Source organism: Pigmentibacter ruber, assembly GCF_009792895.1.
In the GTDB taxonomy this organism is placed as follows: Bacteria; Bdellovibrionota_B; Oligoflexia; order Silvanigrellales; family Silvanigrellaceae; genus Silvanigrella; species Silvanigrella rubra.
In genome coordinates this window covers 638,632-658,094 of the sequence record NZ_WSSC01000001.1, presented here as the reverse complement: position 1 = coordinate 658,094, position 19,463 = coordinate 638,632, and the positions used below count along the sequence as shown (strand labels likewise).

Genomic DNA, 19,463 nt, shown 5'->3' with positions numbered 1-19,463 from the left:
TTAGTAATAAATTTTTAAAATAGATGAATATAAAAATGGTGAAAAAAAGTCACACTCTTTCTTATTTAAAGTTGCAAAATTTTTATTACTTTCTATGCAGTATAAAATAATTTTTCCAACACATTCATGTGCATCTCTAAAAGGAACATTATTTTTTACAAGTTCTTCTAATAGTTTAGTTGCCCAGATAAAACTATTTTTAGTTGCACTTTGCATATTTTCTACTTGAAAAGATAAACTTGTTAAAAATGGCGAAAATATTTGCAAACAAGCTTTTATAGTATCAACTGTATCAAAAAGACATTCTTTATCTTCTTGTAAATCTTTATTATAACCAAGAGGCAAAGCCTTCATTACAGAAAGAATTCCTACTAAATTACCAAACACACGGCCACATTTTCCTCTTATTAATTCTGGAATATCAGGATTTTTTTTATTTGGCATAAGAGAAGATCCGGTTGCAAATGCATCATCTAATTTGACAAATGAAAATTCTTCACTGGCCCAGATAATAATGTCTTCAGAAAATCTAGATAAATGAGTCATAATTATGCTTGAAACTGATGAAAATTCCATGACAAAATCTCGATCACTTACAGCATCAATTGTATTTTCTATAATACCTTTAAATTGCAGTTTTTCTGCCACAAATTCTCTATCTATTGGTAATTCAGTTCCAGCTAATGCCCCTGCACCTAATGGACAATAATTTAACCGCAATAAACAATCATTTAACCTCGAAATATCTCTATTAAACATAGAGATATAAGCACCAAAATAATTTTCTAATTTTATAGGCTGAGCTCTTTGTAAATGTGTATATCCTGGTAAAAGGGTATTTACATACTTTTGCTGACAAAATTTCAATGATCTTATTGAATTCTCTAAAAGCAAAATAATTTCTTTAATTTCAGCCCTTAGATACAATCTTAAATCTAGTGCGACCTGATCATTTCTACTCCGAGCGGTATGTAATTTTTTTGCTATATCTCCAACCTCTTTAAGTAATAAATTTTCAATATTCATATGAATATCTTCTAATTCATTAGAAAAAGTAACAGTCCCCTGCATGACATTATTTTTTATACTTTCAAGTCCTGAAATCAACTTATCAGCTTCTGATTGAGTTATGATTCCTTGATTTCCGAGCATTTGTGCATGAACTTGGCTTCCCCAAATGTCGTAGTAGGCTAATTTATAATCAAAGGTTATAGATGCATTAAAACTTATAGCCAAAGGGTCTAAAGATTTTGTAAATCTACCTCCCCAGATATTGCTTCCTTTATTAGTATTAGACATTTTTAAACCTTATATATCAGTGATTATTGAAATTTTTAAAATCATAATGAATATTTATTCATTATTTGAATAAATATTCAAATAACCTGTTTTTTCAATTCTGGCAAGAAGGAATTCATTTTTTTCTAAAAGAGGAAATTATTAAAATAGTCTGTATAATACCAATCTCAGTCCTATCAAACACCAAGCATTTTATGAGGTTTGATTATGAAATTAAAGGGTAAATCGCTTCTTATTACCGGAACTAATAGAGGAATAGGAAGAGCATTAGTTGAACAAGCCTTAGAAAATGGGGCAAAAAAAGTTTATGCAACTGCACGAAATATCGAAAATTTAAGTCATTTTAACGCAAAAAATGTTGAAAAGGTAGAATTGGATATTAACTCAATAGAATCTATTGAACGTTTAGCTTTGAAAATCAAAGATGTTGAAATATTGATTAATAATGCGGGTGTTCTTACATTTGGTTCGCCACTTAAAGCAAAAATCGAAGATATTGAAAAAGATTTCCAAACTAACTTTTTTGGAACTTTAAATATGATTCGTGCTTTTGCCCCAAGTATTATTCAAAAACCAGAGGGAGCAATTGCAAATGTTCTTTCTATTGTTTCTTTAGCTAGTATGGAAGGCATTGCTGGTTACAGTGCCTCAAAGGCTGCCTTGTGGTCTTTAACCCAATCCTTACGAGCAGAATTAAATTCAACTGGTACAAAAGTATTTGCCATTTTTCCTGGTCCTATAGACACAGACATGTCCAAGGAATTTTCGTTAGAAAAAACCTCTACGCATGAAGCTGCTAAAAACATTTTTGCAGGAATAGAAAATGATATTGAAGACATATTTCCTGACAACATGTCTAAAACAAATGGGCAAATTTGGTTAAAAAATCCTAAAGAATTAGAATATTTATTTTCAGGCGTATGAATGTTTAGCAACTAAATTAACTAGTCTTAGAAAGCAAATAAATATTCCTAAACTCAATAGTGCTAAAAATATGAGCTGAGTACTTGGTGCAAAAGTAAATTGTGCTAAAATATTTTTTACTAATAAAGTGGATAAACTAAAAAGAAAAAAGGCTAAAGCTTGCATTGTTGCCAACGCTTTTGGTGGAGAATATCTTAATATAAATGCAAGGCAGAAAGGAAAAATTAAAAAATTATTCAGCATATCAAAGCCAGAAAATATACTTGGAAAAAATGGAGATATTGATCCTATTTCTCTTAAAAATAAATTATTTCCGACAAAAAAAGCCATTAATGAAAAAATTAAATAAAAGTAATATTTAATTTTAGATTTTATTTTAAATATAATAGCATAAAGAAAAAGCAAAAAGAGTACAAAAAAGAAGGAAATAAACCAAAAACTTATTTGATTAGGATAAGTAAATATTCTTCCAGAAATTGATATAGAAATTCCTATTAATAAACAAAACAACAAACTTTGAGTCATAATGTTACTAGAATGCTTTAATTTATGACCAGAGCAGTATTGAACAATTCCATTTTTTTCTTTCCGAAAAAGAATTGTAACTATAAAAGTATAACAACTCATTATTAAAAAAGAAAATAAAAATAATGGTTTAAATTGCAGTACTTCATTTAAAAATTTTGCTGACAAATAAGCTGATAAAATTGAAGAAATACTGACAAAAATGATATAAATTACATAAGAAAATTCTTGTAACTTATGAGATGTTCCTGCATATTTTCCTATTAAAACTGAAAAAGATGGTTTAACCAAAGATGTTCCTAGCATTAAAAAAATTAACCCTAAAATAATCATATAATTAAATAAGAAAACAGAAATAAAAGCAGTAAAATAACCTAAAATTAAAAAAACACCACCATATAATGCTGATTTAAAGTAACCAAAATATCTATCTATAACAGGCGCTAAAATAAGAGGAAACAGCAAAATTCCAAACGAAAAATAACTTGAGGCTATATTTGAAAAATTTTGTGTTAATCCTAATCCCCCATTTTGAATACTAGACATCATATAAGCGGGTATTAGGAAAGAAACAAAATAGTAAGCAAAGCGTTCTAAACTTTCAGCAAATATTAAAGCAGTAAGAAGCTTATATTTTTTTTGGCTATTCATCCCATCGTTCTTTCTACATAAATAACACCATCGACAGCCTCAATCTTTTGATGAATATCTTTCAACTGATGAATATCAGTAAGCTCTAGTTTTAATAATATGACCGCTCTTTTCTGTGGGTTTGTAAAACATTCCATCCCTGCAATATTAATATGCGAAGCTGAAACCATTTTAGTGATGGCCGCCAAAATTCCTGGTTTATCGTGAGCAGTTATGCGCACTCTAACATTATGTGTAGTTGCAGATATTATATTCCAAGAACAATCCACCCTACGGGCCGGATCATTTGATAAAGCCCATTGACAGCTCGCTGCATGCACAGTAACCCCTCGACTACGCGAAACAAATCCTACTATAGGTTGTCCAGGTAAGGGTTCACAACAACGAGCCATGCGAACTACTATCCCTGTCATACCCTGCACTCTGACAGCATCTTCGCCACCTGCTCTATTTTTTCCTTGTCTTTGCTTTATTGCTTCTTGCACTGAACGAATTTCTTGCAGTTCTTGTTGCATTGTTTTTACAGGTTCAATTGCTGTAGGAGTTGGTTCCTGTAATTTTGGAAGCTGTAAAGAATTTAATAACTTTTGAACTGCTGGTTTTACATCTATTTTTCCATAACCAATTTGGAGAATGAAATCTTCATATCCACCAACACTAAATAATCTATTTAACTCTTGAAAGACGCCCATTTTTTGCAGTTTTTCAAAACTAGAAGAGTTTTTTGTCAATTCTTCTTCAAGCAATTCTTGGCCTAATTGTTTTGCTTGTGTTCTTTCTTCACTTCTTAACCAAGCTCTAATTTTATTTCTAGCTTTAGTTGTAGTTGTAAAATTCAACCAATCTTTCGTTGCTCGAACTTTATTTCCAACTAATAATTCTATTACATCACCGCTATGCAAACGAGTTCGCAGCGTTGCAATTCTACCATTTATTTTAGCACCAGTTGTTTTAAGACCAAGATCAGTATGAATTGCAAAAGCAAAATCTAAGCAAGTCGCTCCTTTACGTAACTCAAACACATCTCCTTTTGGAGAAAATACATATACTTCTTCATCAAATAAATCGACTTTTACCGCTTCTAAAAATTCATCTGGATCTGATAATTCTTTTTGATGTTTTACAATTTGTTTTAGCCATTTAAACTTTTCAAAAGCAGCAGGATTTACTTGTCCAGGTGAAGACGGATCTTTTTTTCTTTCTTTATAAGCCCAATGTGCTGCTATCCCGTTTTCAGCAATATGGTGCATTTGCGCAGTTCTAATTTGCACTTCTAAAAGTTCACCTTTTGCAGCAACTATTGTTGTATGCAAACTTTGATACAAGTTTGCTTTTGGCATAGCAATGAAATCTTTAAAACGGCCTGGTACAGGGCGATAGATATTATGGATAATTCCCAGTGTTTCATAACATTCATTCACTGTATTTACGATGACTCGTAATGCAAATAAATCGTAGATATCTTCAAATTCAATTTGTTTATCTGACATTTTTCGGTAAATAGAATAAAAATGTTTTGCTCTTCCATACACCTTAGCATTTATTTGCGCTTCTTTTAATCTCTGATCTAAATGATCCCGCGCTTGTTCTATAATTTTGTCACGTTCGGTTTTTTTCTGTGCTACTCTTGCAATTAAACTATAATAAACTGAAGGCTTTAATTCTCGTAAGCAAAGATCTTCTAGTTCAGCTTTTATTTTATACATCCCCAAGCGACCAGCGAGAGGTGCATAAATTTCTAAAGTTTCTTCAGCAATACGTTGCCTTTTTTCTAGACTTAAAGCACGTAATGTTCGCATATTATGTGTTCTATCGGCTAATTTAACGATAATAACACGGATGTCTCTAGACATGGCCACAATCATTTTCCGAAAATTTTCAGCCATTTTTTCTTGGGAGGAACGAAATTGAACTTTTGCTAATTTGGTTAGCCCTTCTACCAAAGCTGCAACTTGCTCGCCAAATTCCTTGGATACCTCTTCAACTGATACGTGAGTATCTTCTACAACATCATGTAGTATTGCAGCAATTAAAGATGTTTCATCCATTTTAAATTCGGAAAGAATTTCAGCAACTGCAAGCGGATGAATGATATATGGTTCTCCACTTTTCCGCATTTGTCCTGCATGAAGATTATGGGCAAATTGGAAAGCTTTGTATAATATAGTTTCAACAGATGGTTCCAAATACTGGAAGCATTTCTCTTTCAAGGAAAGGTAAGCATTTTGTGCTATTTTTTCAGGATCTTCCAAGGGAGATTCGGATTCAGGTTTCGGCGACTCAGCGTACGGAAGAAATGTTTTATTATTTTCATTTCCCATTCAGGATTAACTCCCTTTGTGTTAAGAATCAAAAGAATATGCAATAATTTGCATAGTAGATTTTGCACAAAGACAAGCTTTTTGTAAAGTTAAGGAGAGTTTTTTGCTAGCAAATTTTATTTTTCATTTTATTTTTGCAGTTTTTTTAATTTGGGGTCTTCTTGCTTGGATTATTTTACATAAAAAATTAAATGAGTTAAGAATTTCTCTACTGCCAATACTTTGCCAAAAGCAAATTGAATTTCCTAAACATCGAAGTATATTTATAAGAAGTATACATTATATTTCTGATGAACTTACGCGAATGACTGGAAAAAAAATAAAATTTCATTACAAAATAGAGTTATTAGCAAAATTACCCGTTGATATCCTATATCCTTTTGCTCTATTAAATTCTAAATCATTAGGATGTAATGAAAAAATTTTTTATTATGCAGACGAATATTTTTCTTTAACTGAAATTTTATTTAAGATAAGAAATTTACCACATGCAAAAGCCTTAAATTTTATTTTGACAGAAAAGACCAATCATTCTTTTTTTTGGAAAGTTGAAAATACTAATGTTTAAATACTTTTATTTTTATTTGCTATTAATTATAACTTCTAGTTTAGCTTTTGCAGAGTCTGCTAGTCAATCAGATGAATATTTTATTAATTTTTGTGAGAAAAATTCTAGTCAAGAAAAATTCTTGGCAAACATTGGAAAAGAAATTTTATCTAAAGAGCAGAAAAGAGTTGAATTTATATCTGGGTTAACAAATAAAAAGTATCCCGCATGTATAGAAATTCTCACTGAATATATAAAAAAAATAATTTCAGAAAAGGAATACAAACCCAAAGCAGGCGAACAATCTATTTTGGCTTTAGCTTTAGTTGCAAAAATTCCAGAGGCCACTAAAATGATTGAGCTTGAAATTGATAAAGGATATTTAAGCAGCTGGATAGATGTACTTAAAGAAACAAATGAACAGGGTTACATTCTCTCGTTAAAGAGTTGGATTAAAAGAGTTGGCAAAGAAATTCGTGAAAGAGACAATACAAAACTATTAAATGTTTCAGAGTATGGTAAAGCACAAGTAGGAAAAGAAATAAAATACCCCGACATGGTAAGAATTTGGACTCCTATATTAATGGGCAGATATTTAACAGAAATGATCACAAGAAAAGAAAAATTAACTGTAAGTGAATTTAACGATTTAAATATCATATTTGCAGCATCGACTACATCCTATCGCGAAACCTTTTTAGACCAAATCATTAAAATAGTTGAATATAATCCTAAAGATTGGATTACTAGTTTTCGTTGCGAAGAGCCTTGGGTTGAATTTAGATTATTTCCAATAATGAAAATACTGGGAAAAAAAGATGGTTATATTAAAAGAGAAATTATTTGGTTAGCAAAATATCATCAAGATCCAAAATTAAAATCCCTCGCCAATGCCACATTAGACAGTGTCGTGAGCGAGAAAATAGAAAAGACGGAAAAAACAAAAACTATTCATAAAAAATAATTTAAAATATTAAAGATGAATACCTGCTGTAATAAAATCTAACATTCTCAACATTCCAACTGCATTTCCTTCAGCATCAACCACAGGCAATAAATTAAATGGTGGATTTTTAGAGCACATTTTTTTATAAGCATCAATAGCTAGTAAACCTGGTAAAATAACAGTAGGATTTTTATTCATAAATTCATTAGCTTTAAGATCAAATACTTGTGCACCATGCTTTTCCATAGCAGTTCGTAAATCCTTCTCAGAAATAAGTCCTAAAAACTTTTTTCCTTCAACAACTAACACTGCTGCTTTAGAAAATTTAGTGAAAATTGAAATTACTGTTTTAAAACTTTCATTTTTATTAACCAGTGGTAAGTCTTCTCCCTGAATCATGAGACTGTCAGCTTTTAAAAATATTCTCTTTCCAATTGCTCCACCTGGATGGTTTTTTGCATATTCTTCTATTGGAAAATTTCTCAACTCAACTGTCGCTGCTACTAGTAATTGACAAAGTGCAAGAGAAGTTATTGAGCTTGTAATCGGCGCTTGACTTAAAGGACACTTTTCCTCAAAAGGAGGAATAAATAAAACATGTTTGGCTGCTTTTGCTAAAGGAGAATCCGCTTTCGAAGTAAGAACAAATATTTTTACTTCTCTTTCTTGTAACCCAGGAATTAGTTGTAATAACTCACTGCTTTTTCCATTATTTGAAATAAGAACCACAGTATCTTGTTTGCCAACAACACCAAAATCCCCATGAAATGCTTCAGTTGGATGAACAAAGCGAGCAACAATTCCCACACTTACAAGCATAGAAACAGCAAGTTGAGCAACTTGCGCTGATTTTCCTACAGCTACAAAAAAGACTTGCTTTAATGATGTGTTTAATCTTGAACATGTTACTAATTCATTCGCTAAGGTTTGAAAAGTTTGATTAAATTCAGGGTTTTCCTGAAAAGCTGTTTTATACCAGTTTATTGCTTGAGAAAAATGCTCTGTTCTTTCAATTGCACTTTTAATCATGGGTTCCAACATATTCAGAGACACTCCAAAGCTTTGAGTTATTGTTTAATCACATTTTCTGTAGCTAAATTAGGTGGATTTTTATCTAGTAAAATAAAATTATTTTGATGCATTGCTAGCCAAAAATTAGGATCAGGCATAACTCCTACTTCAAACTGGGTTTCAATAAAAAAGTCGTTGTCTTGCCGCATAGTATCGCGTACATTTAAACAAAATTTTTGCACAGCTTCTTGTGACTCTTCTAACCCAACTACTCTTAAGAAAATAGTTCTCAACCAACCATTTTCCTGTGAAGTATTAGGTGGCAAAATAGCACCTAAAGCCGCTGCTTCAATATTTTCAAAATCAGTTAATATTTTTAATGCATGTTGCTTTTGCAATTCATTAAAAGCATCAGGAGGGAAAGCAATTTGCATACCATCGGCAGGTGCTTGATTTGGATTCGCTTCATTAGAAACATTTACTTGCACAGGACTGCGTTGTGTTTGAGGAACAATCCCCATTGCTAGCTGCTTGTATTCAACTTTATTTAATACAACAAAAGGAGCACTTCCAGGATTTACTACAATCACTTCTGCGGGACTTGGTTCTAAAAGTTTAAAAACATCTTGTCCTCTGATAGATACGTATTGCCCACCTTCAGCACGCCAGCGTCTTGCAGCTGCTGCGCTAGTAAATGCCGCTGCAAACTGAATTCCTTGATTATTTGCAAGTATAGCCACATTCACACTTGGATTATCAGCTATAGCGGTAGCTTCATTCACAGCGGCACTCGGAGCCCCTGTATCCGCTAGAGCCAATAACAAGTCAGAGAAAAGGAGCTCTTGGTAAACCTTCGCCCTTGTTTCAGCATTATCATTTCTTGCATTTTCTACCATTGCCCCCTCTAAATGCAGAGCTGGTGATGGTTCATTTTGTTGTGGTTGAGATTCCGATGAAATGCTTTCTTCAGAACTTTCAATACTTGGAGAATTTTCAGTTTTTTTAGTTGGATCTTTTTTGCCAAACAGACTTTTGAGTACCATAAAAGCTTCCTTTATCTTCATTCATAAAACACAGCAAAACATGCTACACCAAGCCTACTTTGGCAAGGCATAATATTAGCGATAACGTCTCTTTTTAGCTTGTTTCCATAAATCATTCCATTGTTCCAAAGAAATATTTTTTACTGAATTTTCGCTTAAAGGTGTGCCATTTTCTTCCATAATCTTTTCCATTTCCATAAATCTGTTGATAAATTTATCAATTGCACCTCTCGCTAATAAATCAAAGTCATAATTCTTTGCTTCAACGTTTGTTTCTTTAAGAAATTGTACTAAGTTACAAAGAGCATATACCACATCTCCTATTTCATCTGCTACTCGTTCAAAATTAATATTATTTTGTTGTAATTCTTCTTTTAGTTCTTGAACTTCAGATAGAACATCTGCGAATATTTCAGGTAATGTATTCCAACTAAAACCTAATTTTTTAGCTCTTTTAGAGACCTCTTGGCCAAAATTTAAGGTAGGTATTCCTCTCTTCTTTATAGCTTTTTTAAGCAATGAAGAAGATTGATTTGTTTTTTTTGTTACATTTTCATTACTTTTAATATCTTCCCATTGCTTTACAACATCTTCAGAGTTTTTTATAATTTTTCTTTGATTTTCAGAATTTACAAAAACATGCGGATGCCTATCAATCATTTTTTTATTAATTAATTTAAATACATCAAATATATTAAATAAATTTTCTTCCGCTGCTATTTGTGAATTTAAAAAAATTTGTAATAAAACATCACCTAATTCTTCTGCGTAATTTTTTGCATTGTCTAATGATTTATTTTGCAAATATTGTTGTAATGCCTCAATAGCCTCGTAGGATTCTTCAATTAAATATGACTGCAAAGAATTTAAATCTTGTTCCTTATCCCAAGGACAGCCATCGGGTGCCCTTAATTGGGCAATAGTGTCAGCAAAACTTAACGTTTCAAGAGCCAATTTGTAACGATTAGCAAAACTATTTTGATAATAAAGTACTTTTTTTAAGGTTACATCAATATTAATTATTTCTTTTTTTTTTCTTCAATTATTAGTAATGAAGGTTCGTAATTTGCCGGAGTATCAAAACCTGCTAAATGTAAAATAGTTGCAGCAATATTTGCTAAACCAGCATCAGGTAAATCTTCACGTAAAGAAACAGATTTATCTAAAACTTCTGCATTATATATTGCACAAGGAACAGGTGCTAAAGTATGACTTGTTTTTAATTTTGGCTGACCATTTTTTTCATAAACAACTTTTTTAGATTTTTTATCTAGCTCATACATTTCATCAGCATTTCCATGATCAGCAACTATTATTAATATTGTTTTTGTTTCTTTAGCTGCTTGCATAATTCTACCTAGTGCAAGATCTACAGCAGCTACAGAGAGAACAGCTGAAGCAAAATGGCCAGAATGCCCAACCATATCACCATTTGCAAAATTAATACGCCCTATTTCAAAAGAATTATTATACATTTGTTTAATAGTTTCATCGGCTATTTCGGCAGATTTCATCCAAGGTCTTTCTTGAAAAGGAATTAAATCAGATGGAATTTCTAAATAATTTTCTAAACTAGAATTAAATTTTCCACTTCTATTTCCATTCCAAAAATAAGTAACATGACCATATTTTTGAGTTTCACTACAAGCAAATTGTTTAACATTTGCATTACTAAGTAACTCAGTTAAAGTATTATCAATTGCAGGAGGTGATACTAAAAATAATTCAGGTAACTTTAAATCACCATCATACTGCATCATTCCAGCAAAATATATTTTTGGAAATCTTTTTCTTTGGAAAGCTGAGAAGTTTTCTTCTGTGAGAGCTCGAGTGATTTCTATCGCTCTATCGCCTCTAAAATTAAAAAATACAAAACTATCATTATCTTCAACTGTACCAACAGGTTTATTATTTTCTGCTATGACAAATGGAGGTAGATCTTGATCAAAATAATTTTTTTCTCTCCGCAAAACTTCAACTGCTTCTAAGATAGAAGAAAATTGACGCCCTTCTCCTAAAACATGTGCTTGATACCCTCTTTCTACAATACTCCAATCGCTTTCATAACGATCCATAGTAACAAAAGTTCTTCCTCCTCCAGAAGCAACTTTACAATCAAAATGATCACCTCCTATTTCAGATAAAAATGACTGTAGTTTTGCTATGTATTCTGTAGCAGTTAATGGCCCCACATCTCTTCCATCTAGAAGAAGATGAAGACGAACTTTTTTTACAGCTTCTTTTTTTGCTTTGCGAATTAAAGCAAATAAATGCTCCATATGACTATGAACATTTCCATCAGAAAATAGCCCACAAAAATGTAGAGTATTTTGGCCAGATTTTAATTCTGGTCTTAATACCAATTTTTTCCAAGTATTCCCTTCAAATAATTCGCCAGATTCTATAGCCGCATTTACTAATTTAGCACCTTGTGCAAAAACCCTCCCTGCACCTAAGGCATTATGCCCGACTTCACTGTTTCCCATATCGTCATCACTTGGTAAGCCAACAGCAAGCCCATGCGCTTTGATTGTCCGAAATAAGGGACTAGAAAAAAGACTCGATAAATTAGGAGTATAAGCAGCATTCACAGCATTTCCAACATGGAAAGCTTCTGACGGTAATATTCCATTTTGCTTCTTCAGTTCAGAAGTTATATTAGCTTGAATGTTGGTCAAACCTACTCCATCCATTACGATGGTCAGGATTTTGAGATCAGGTATTGATGGTGATATGCGTTTTAACTGATTAAAATTTGTAGAACTCATTTTGTTTTGCTCCAATATTAGTCTCCGTAAAACAAGTACGAAGTTCTCGGTCAATTTACCGATGCAAAGGCAACAGGTCAATTTATGTTTAGAATTTGAGGTTAAAGGTGAAAATAGTCCCTGCTTTTTTAGTTAAATTTATTTGTGTTTTCAAAATTCTGTCTTTTATCACAATACCAACATATGCTGAGTCTTTTTATTTCAGTGAAGAATTTACTTCTTCTCAATTTGATCAACAAGTTAAAGTTGAAAATGTAATTAAGTTTGAAGTTAAAAAAATTGTGCTAGGGCAAGAACCCACAATTATTTTATCTCTCTCAACTAAAGATGATTTTAAAATATATCAAGATAAATTAAAATTTAATCTTCATATTTCTCAGCAGCTTCCAATGGAATTAAAATATGAATCAGATAAATCTCCTGAAATTTACCAAGATCCCTTTTTTAAAACAGAGAAAAAAATATTCAAAAATAAAACTTTATTTACAATTAAATCTAAAGCACACTTTGGAATAAATGATACATTGGAAATCAATGTTCAATCATGTTCAAACGCGGTTTGTCTAGTTCCTGCAAAGTTACAAATTAATTTAAAAGTTGGAAGTATATCAACATTATTCAAAGATAATTTTTCTTTTAATTCACCTCAATCAGGTGTTTCTCAGCCATTAAATGAAATCAATACAGAAAAAAATTCAAATGAAATTAATACTAGCGATAAAATTACTCTTTTAAACGATAATTTAGCAATTAAAATACAGGATGCCATTAGCAAAGGAAGCTGGATTTTATTTCCAGCTTTATTACTAGCAGGTCTCCTAATGAATCTTACACCTTGTGTATATCCAATGATACCAATTACGTTAAATGTCATGTCCCAGTTTTCTACTAATAAAGAAAAAAGGAAAAAAGGTTTCTTACCTTTATATTATGTTCTTGGAATGATTCTGACTTATTCACTACTTGGTGTTTTTGCAGCTTTATCAGGAAGTATTTTTGGTTCGCAATTAGCAAATCCTATATTTAATGTCGTTATTGCTATCATCATGTTCATTCTAGGCCTATCTATGCTTGGAGTGTTTAATTTAAGCGGTCTCCAATCTTTTGGAAATAAAATTCCTCTTTCCCAAAATTATCCGAAGATAGCCGTTTTAACAATGGGTTCAGTATCTGGATTAATCTCAGCACCATGCACGGGACCAGTGCTAAGCACTATTTTAATTTTAATTGCGCAAAATAAAAATCCTATTGTAGGATTTACATATATGTTTTTCTTTGCATTTGGATTTGGTCTTCCGTATGTAGCTCTTGGTTATTTTGGTCAAGGACTCACAAAAGTTCCAAAATTTCCACGTCTTGTTAATTTTATTAAAATATTTTTTGCCGCACTTATGTTTGCATTAGCATTATATTATTTAAGAATTTATTTGCAAAAAATACCCTATTTACAAGATATCTATTTAAAACCAGCATTTCTTACCATTGCTATCTTACTACTTAGTGCATCCATATTTACATTATTCACTATAAAAAATAATTTATTAGGCTTTATTTCCAAACTTGGTCTTATCTTAACAACTTGTTTTTTAGCGCTTTGGGTTACTTTATACACAACAAATAGTTTTCATATAAAAAGAAATGAAATAAATGTTGCAAAAAATCTACCAGGAAATAAATTAACATGGTTAAATGATTTTCAAAATGCTGTTGATATTGCTAAAGCGGAAAATAAACCAATATTAATTGATATTTGGGCAGACTGGTGCACAGCATGTCTTGAAATGGAAGAAACATCTTGGCAAGATCCAAAACTGATTGAATTTCTCCAGCAAAATTTTATTGTCGTAAAACTTGATTACACAAATTTGCCAGATGATATTCAAATTCTTGTGAATAGATGGCAAATTAATGGTTTGCCAGCTATTGCATATTTTAAAGCAAATAGCGATTTTGCGGCTAAACCAACTATTCTATTACAAGGTTACGCCTCTGCAGGAAAACTTATGAATACTGCTATGAATCTTATTAATTAAAACTCTGAGGAGCCATTTCTATGTCACAGTCTTTGTTTTCTTGGTTTCAATTATCACTGGCAGCTTTAGGAGTGATTGGTTTATTTTTAGTTTTTTTTGGTTTTTTAATATTAATAAGTTTACGGAAGAAAAAACTAGGTCAAGGAATTAAAATTGAAATCAAAAAAATAAATGAAACATATAAAGAAAATAAAGAAAAAATATTAAAAGAAATTTGGGATGAGACTGAATACAAAACTTACATAAAAAATGAAAAACAGCTTCTTAAAGAAAAAAATCAAGCAAAGAAAAAAGAAAAAGAAGAACAAAAAAATTTACCATTACCTAAAAAAGTTTACGTCTTAGATTTCAATGGAGATGTTGCAGCAAGTGCGGTCACTACTTTTCGGGAGCAAATAACAGCAATTTTACAAACAGCTCTACCAAAAGATGAGATTGTTATACGTCTTGAAAGCCCTGGAGGGATGGTGCATGCTTATGGATTAGCTTCTTCACAACTTGCAAGAATAAAAGAAAAAAACATCCCCCTTACAATTTGTGTCGATAAAGTTGCAGCAAGTGGTGGTTACATGATGGCATGTTTAGCAAATAAAATTATCGCAGCACCTTTCGCTATTTTAGGTTCTATAGGCGTAATTGCTTCCTTACCTAATTTAAATAAGTTACTCCACAAGAATAATATTGAATATTTAGAAATGACTGCTGGTGAATACAAAAGAACTTTAACTCCGTTTGGTGAAATAACGGAAAAGAAAAAAGCCAAGTTTCAAGAACAAATAGAAGAAGTACACGAGCTTTTTAAAGATCATGTATCTAAATATAGAAGCCAAATTGATATTGCTAAAGTAGCTACTGGCGAGTACTGGTTTGGTGTAAAAGCAATAGAATTAAATTTAGTAGATGAGTTAAAAACTAGTGATGACTATCTTTTAAATTTAAGCAAAGATTATGAAATATATCATATTTTTACTCCTAAAAAAGAGTCTTTTAAAGATAAATTAGCAGGAACAGCACAAAGTTTACTCCAAATCTTTTTGGCAAAAAATATTGAAAAGGAAGAAAATAAATATCCTTTATTAATGTAATCATATTGATAGGAAAATACCTAAATGCATACAACATTAATGGAAAAAGAAACAAACGAAACTCTTAGTATCATTAATAATTTGATTCTTAACTCAGAATCTGTTTTTTCACCATTAATATCAGAATTAAAAAATATAGATCTTCATTTTATTGCTACTATAGCCAGAGGTAGTTCTGATCACGCTGCAACATTTGCAAAATATGTTTTTGAAACGCAATTGGAAATAGCAACGGCTTCTATAGCACCATCAATACACACAATATATCAAAAAAATATAAATTATAAAAATTCTTTAGTTCTTGGCATTTCGCAATCTGGAAAAAGCTTTGATTTAGTTGAATCAATGAAATATGCAAAGCAAAACGGAGCAGTTACTGTTTCCTTTATTAATGAAAATAATTCACCTCTTGCAGATCAAAGTAAATTTAATATTCCTTTACTGGCGGGCAAAGAATATTCTGTTGCTGCTACGAAAAGTTTTATTGCTAGCTTAGTTAGAATTATTCAATTAGCATATTATTTAAACCCCAAAATTACTATAAATATAGATTGTTTAAAAATTATAAGTCAAAGATTAATGCAAATTGCTAATGATAAAGATGAATTTCCAATTGAAAATTTTAAAAATGCAAAAAATTTTCTTGTATTAGGAAGAGGTTATACTTTTCCAATCGCAATGGAAGCGGCTCTAAAATTAAAAGAAACTAGTGGAATCCATGCTGAAGCGTTTAGTGGCGCAGAGGTAATGCACGGTCCATTTGAATTAATTAATAAAAATTTTCCTGTAATAGTTTTTTTAAATAAAGATGAAACTTTACCCAATATGCTTCTCTTAATTGAAAATTTAATTAAAAAAGAAGCTAATATTTTTATCATGAGCACAAATGAAATTTTAAAAGAAAATGAAACTTTATTTTTTAATATTCCAGTCATTAGCATAGGAAATTCAATCCATCCAATAGCAAATAGTATTTTATTTATTCATAAGTTTTATAAATTTTCTGCATTATTTGCAAAAAGTCTAGGAAGAAATCCAGATGCACCAAAAAACTTAAATAAAGTAACTAATACTTTATAATTATTGAAGCAATAAAGTCCCAATTAAGTAAATAATGCTTGCATTTTTTTGATTTTGAATGCCATTATTATTTGTGTAAATTTCATAATTAGCTTTTGCATATAAGTAATCTATTTCCAGAGAAAATGCTTCTTGCTTATATCCCAATCCTGCATTTATGATATCATTATTCAAAGATTGATTAGAAAAATTAGTAACTCCTGTTGAAGCTCCTCCTCCAGATACTAGAAGACCAGAAATTTTTTGATAAGCTAATGTAAGGTAAAATGAATCTTCTTTCTCAAGAAAATCTCCAAAATTAAAAAGTCTACTATTAATAATAAAACTTAAACCAGAAGTATTTATTGTCTGAGAATCATCATTGGCAGAATTTGAATAATTGACTTGATTGCTTGCTGACTTAATTCCTGTTTTACTTTGTCCTAAATAAACAGATTGAAACCAAACACCTCCTGATATTATCCCAGATTGATAATTATATGAAATTGAACTCTCAAAATCAGAGACATCTCGTGCAGAATAATTTGTATCTCCTGAAACTTTAGTAACTGCAGATTGTTGTGTACCATATAAAGCTCTTAATTCAAGAATGCCATCAGAGATTGAAATATCATTTCCTATACTTCCTATATAAGCTCTAGATTGTGTATTCGGCGCAGGACCAAAAGTTGTGTCAGCATTATTCACAATTTGGGGGTTAAAAAACCAATTTCCACCTGTTCTAATTTGAGCTATCTGAATTGAATTTACAAACCCAAATTCACTGCTAAATTTCCAAGTATCATAATCACCAGAAAAATTTAGAAAAATTCCATCTGAACCAACTAAAGTAGAATGCAAAGTTAAATTTGTAGCTAATACATAATCAAGCGCATCGGGAGTATATAAAACTGGCCCTGTTACTCTGTATCTTCCAATAATAAGAGATAATGAATTCTTCTGATAATTAATCCCACTCACACCCACAAAGGCACGTCTTATTGACAATAAATTTTGTGAGCCATTTGTTTTTGATGGGTTTGTATTGATTTGACTTGAATAAGGGTCTGCAGGCAATCCGACTTGGCAATTAAAAGCAGCAAAAATATTTTTAGCCTGATATTGTATACCAAGTCCTAAAGAATTTATTGTATCTGACTGATTATTTCTATAACTATCATAAATACTATAGCGAGATTGAATACGGATAAATGGTTTAAAAACTTGCTGTTCACTATTTGCTTTAGCAGCCAAATTTAAAACATGACTCAATAGGAAAAAGAAGAAAGTTTTTTTTAGCATTTTCTCTTTTCTTTGAAAGCTTTAAAAAAAAATAGGTGCTAAATTAAATCAGCACCTATAATCAAAATAAAAAAAACAACATTTTATAGTGAAATTGTACCAACAAGATACACTAGACTTGCTGATTTTTGATTCTGAACTCCACTGTTGTCAGTATAAATTTCATAATTTGCAGTTGACATTGCATAGTTCAACTCAAGATTGAAAACTCCTTGATTATAGCCAAGTCCAACATTGTATTGACTAATTTGCAAGGATTGATTTGAAAATGCGGTTACGCCAGTTGCTAGACCACTAACAGTTCCACCACCGCTTGCTTCTTGTCCGTTTACATTTTGATAACCTATGCCATAAGTAAAGGCATCGCCATCTGCAAGTAAACCAGTAATTCCAAATAATTTAGAATTTCCTGTAACACCCACGCCAATTGTTGATATATTTTGCGAATCTTGGTCTGCTGTTGGTGAAGTTGCTGTTGTATAAACAGGAACGTTGTTTACTCCAACGATGGCACCAGATTGAGCTTTAGCTAAAGTAACAGCTTGGTACCAAACACCACCCCTGATTTGTCCCTGCATATAGTTATAACCAACTGACGCTTCTAGGTTAGTAACATCTTGATTGACATAAGTATTTGCAGTTACTGAAGTCACTGCACCATTTTGCATGCCGTATCCAAAGCGTGCTTCAACAATACCGTCACCAACGTTGATGTCACCTGTTAAGACGCCTTGCATACCACGGGATTGAGTTTTTGGAGCCGCACTAAATGAGTTATCTCCGGCAACAATGGAAGTATTAGTAAACCATCCTGAACCTGTAGCATATTTTGCTACGGCAATGTTATTTACAACACCATATTCAGCGCTAACTTTACCAAAATCAAACTTACCAACATATTTAACTATAAGTCCATCGGAGCTAGTGGAGCTGGAAACGTTGTCGAGGTTTGTTGCTAAAATTTGTGTGATTGCATCTGGTGCATACACTTGTGAAGCCAGAAAACGATAGCGACCTATCATTAAAGAAACAGTAGCGGGTTCCATAGCTACAAGATCTAAACCTATGTAGGCTCTTCTAACTTGAAACAAGTTTTGGGAACCATTAGAAGTAGTACCACCCGTTGTTGTATTTGCTTTACTTGATTGTGTGTAAGCATCTGATGGAGAACCAGCTTGAACTTCTAAAACACCCATCACATTTTTATAACGATAATTTAGACCGAAGCGAGCTGTGTTCGTTATCAAGTCGCTTTCATTATTACGATAAGTATCGTACAAAGAATAACGGCTTTGTAACTTTAGCCTAGGAGAAAAATTGGAAAAATCAGTCGGGGACTGCGCATTTGCACAAAACGGAGCAGAAACTAAAGCAAGAAGTGACGTAGTCTTAAGTAGACGGTTCATGTAGAGCCTCCAATAAAGTAACAACAAAAACTGTTGACTATATTAACTATAACTAACGAAACAGACTTTAATTAAATACCATTACATCATATTTGAGGAAATTGAATTGTGCAAGCGAGCTAAAGAATAAATTAAAGATTTGTTGTACTTGCACCAAAATCGCGGCCTTGTTGGTGTGAAAAACTTGACTCACGTGCAAGATAAATTTGGCGATTTACCACATTTAATGTGTAGACAAGCAGAACTGCCTTAAAACTTTGCCATGTTTGAACATCAAGTTGTATAAGCAAATCATCATCAAAATACATTTCCGTATTTGTTAGAATGGTTTCGATAGCTGAAAAAACTTGCTCAAAAGAACTAGCTGTCGCAAGATCAACCAAATCATCTTTACTACGAATAGAGCTAGCTAACCGAATTGCATTTATGCGTATTAATTCTACAGACTCACTATTTAAAATCATAAAAAAAAACCTCCTTATCAAACTCAATTATATCTTAGCTAGGAGAAGCTAGAGGAGCAAGAAGAGTTCCAGTTTTTTT

The 19,463-nt window shown here is 31.7% G+C and carries 16 protein-coding genes; 6 read left to right on the top strand and 10 right to left on the bottom strand.

Annotated elements, in window-relative coordinates; genetic code table 11:
• On the bottom strand, window positions 1–1,299 hold the full coding sequence (gene argH, locus GOY08_RS02755) for an argininosuccinate lyase (protein WP_158997035.1): 1,299 nt from the start codon (window positions 1,297–1,299) through the stop codon (window positions 1–3).
• Window positions 1,300–1,506: 207 nt separating this feature from the next.
• On the opposite strand from argH, the gene GOY08_RS02750 reads away from it, so the two are divergent.
• On the top strand, window positions 1,507–2,223 hold the full coding sequence (locus GOY08_RS02750) for an SDR family oxidoreductase (protein WP_158997034.1): 717 nt from the start codon (window positions 1,507–1,509) through the stop codon (window positions 2,221–2,223).
• Here the strand turns inward: GOY08_RS02750 and GOY08_RS02745 are convergent.
• Both GOY08_RS02745 and GOY08_RS02740 read right to left on the bottom strand, forming a co-directional pair.
• The gene (locus GOY08_RS02745; RefSeq protein ID WP_158997033.1) at window positions 2,212–3,399 is read right to left on the bottom strand and encodes an MFS transporter; all 1,188 of its coding nucleotides are present in this window, start codon (window positions 3,397–3,399) and stop codon (window positions 2,212–2,214) included. The two genes, GOY08_RS02750 and GOY08_RS02745, sit on opposite strands and share 12 nt — an antisense overlap.
• Window positions 3,396–5,720: a RelA/SpoT family protein gene (locus tag GOY08_RS02740; protein WP_158997032.1), complete on the bottom strand. Its 2,325-nt coding sequence runs from the start codon at window positions 5,718–5,720 to the stop codon at window positions 3,396–3,398. The genes GOY08_RS02745 and GOY08_RS02740 overlap by 4 nt, the downstream gene beginning before the upstream one ends.
• A 103-nt stretch (window positions 5,721–5,823) precedes the next feature.
• Between GOY08_RS02740 and GOY08_RS02735 the strand changes: the two genes are divergently transcribed.
• Together GOY08_RS02735 and GOY08_RS02730 are read left to right on the top strand one after the other, a co-directional pair.
• Window positions 5,824–6,288: a hypothetical protein gene (locus tag GOY08_RS02735; protein ID WP_158997031.1), complete on the top strand. Its 465-nt coding sequence runs from the start codon at window positions 5,824–5,826 to the stop codon at window positions 6,286–6,288.
• Window positions 6,281–7,231, top strand: coding sequence for a hypothetical protein (locus GOY08_RS02730; protein WP_158997030.1), 951 nt, complete (start codon window positions 6,281–6,283; stop codon window positions 7,229–7,231). The genes GOY08_RS02735 and GOY08_RS02730 overlap by 8 nt, the downstream gene beginning before the upstream one ends.
• Before the next feature lie 9 nt (window positions 7,232–7,240).
• Here the strand turns inward: GOY08_RS02730 and GOY08_RS02725 are convergent, their stop codons facing one another.
• The 4 genes from GOY08_RS02725 to gpmI form a co-directional block, all read right to left on the bottom strand.
• Complete coding sequence (locus tag GOY08_RS02725) at window positions 7,241–8,254, bottom strand: KpsF/GutQ family sugar-phosphate isomerase (protein ID WP_158997029.1); 1,014 nt, start codon at window positions 8,252–8,254, stop codon at window positions 7,241–7,243.
• Between the two features lie 26 nt (window positions 8,255–8,280).
• The gene (locus tag GOY08_RS02720; protein ID WP_158997028.1) at window positions 8,281–9,267 is read right to left on the bottom strand and encodes an SseB family protein; all 987 of its coding nucleotides are present in this window, start codon (window positions 9,265–9,267) and stop codon (window positions 8,281–8,283) included.
• A 75-nt stretch (window positions 9,268–9,342) separates the two neighbouring features.
• The gene (gene mazG, locus GOY08_RS02715; protein ID WP_158997027.1) at window positions 9,343–10,221 is read right to left on the bottom strand and encodes a nucleoside triphosphate pyrophosphohydrolase; all 879 of its coding nucleotides are present in this window, start codon (window positions 10,219–10,221) and stop codon (window positions 9,343–9,345) included.
• A 65-nt stretch (window positions 10,222–10,286) separates the two neighbouring features.
• Window positions 10,287–12,035, bottom strand: a complete 1,749-nt coding sequence (gene gpmI, locus GOY08_RS02710) for a 2,3-bisphosphoglycerate-independent phosphoglycerate mutase (protein WP_158997026.1) — start codon at window positions 12,033–12,035, stop codon at window positions 10,287–10,289.
• Between the two features lie 107 nt (window positions 12,036–12,142).
• Here gpmI and GOY08_RS02705 point away from each other — a divergent pair, with 107 nt between their 5' ends.
• From GOY08_RS02705 to GOY08_RS02695, 3 genes are read left to right on the top strand one after another with little or no spacing between them, the layout of a single operon-like run.
• Window positions 12,143–14,068: a protein-disulfide reductase DsbD family protein gene (locus tag GOY08_RS02705; RefSeq protein ID WP_158997025.1), complete on the top strand. Its 1,926-nt coding sequence runs from the start codon at window positions 12,143–12,145 to the stop codon at window positions 14,066–14,068.
• A 20-nt stretch (window positions 14,069–14,088) separates the two neighbouring features.
• Complete coding sequence (gene sohB / locus GOY08_RS02700) at window positions 14,089–15,153, top strand: protease SohB (RefSeq protein ID WP_158997024.1); 1,065 nt, start codon at window positions 14,089–14,091, stop codon at window positions 15,151–15,153.
• 24 nt (window positions 15,154–15,177) lie between these two features.
• A complete protein-coding gene (locus GOY08_RS02695; protein WP_158997023.1) occupies window positions 15,178–16,233 on the top strand; it encodes an SIS domain-containing protein in 1,056 nt (351 codons plus the stop codon).
• On the opposite strand, the gene GOY08_RS02690 is transcribed toward GOY08_RS02695, so the two are convergent.
• From GOY08_RS02690 to GOY08_RS02680, 3 genes are all read right to left on the bottom strand, one after another.
• Window positions 16,234–17,514, bottom strand: coding sequence for a hypothetical protein (locus tag GOY08_RS02690; RefSeq protein WP_158997022.1), 1,281 nt, complete (start codon window positions 17,512–17,514; stop codon window positions 16,234–16,236). It abuts the gene before it with no gap.
• An 83-nt stretch (window positions 17,515–17,597) separates the two neighbouring features.
• Window positions 17,598–18,920, bottom strand: a complete 1,323-nt coding sequence (locus GOY08_RS02685) for a hypothetical protein (RefSeq protein ID WP_158997021.1) — start codon at window positions 18,918–18,920, stop codon at window positions 17,598–17,600.
• Between the two features lie 131 nt (window positions 18,921–19,051).
• Window positions 19,052–19,384 carry a hypothetical protein gene (locus GOY08_RS02680; RefSeq protein WP_158997020.1) on the bottom strand — a complete coding sequence of 111 codons (333 nt, stop codon included), beginning with the start codon at window positions 19,382–19,384 and terminating at the stop codon, window positions 19,052–19,054.
• Window positions 19,385–19,463: the final 79 nt, after the last annotated feature.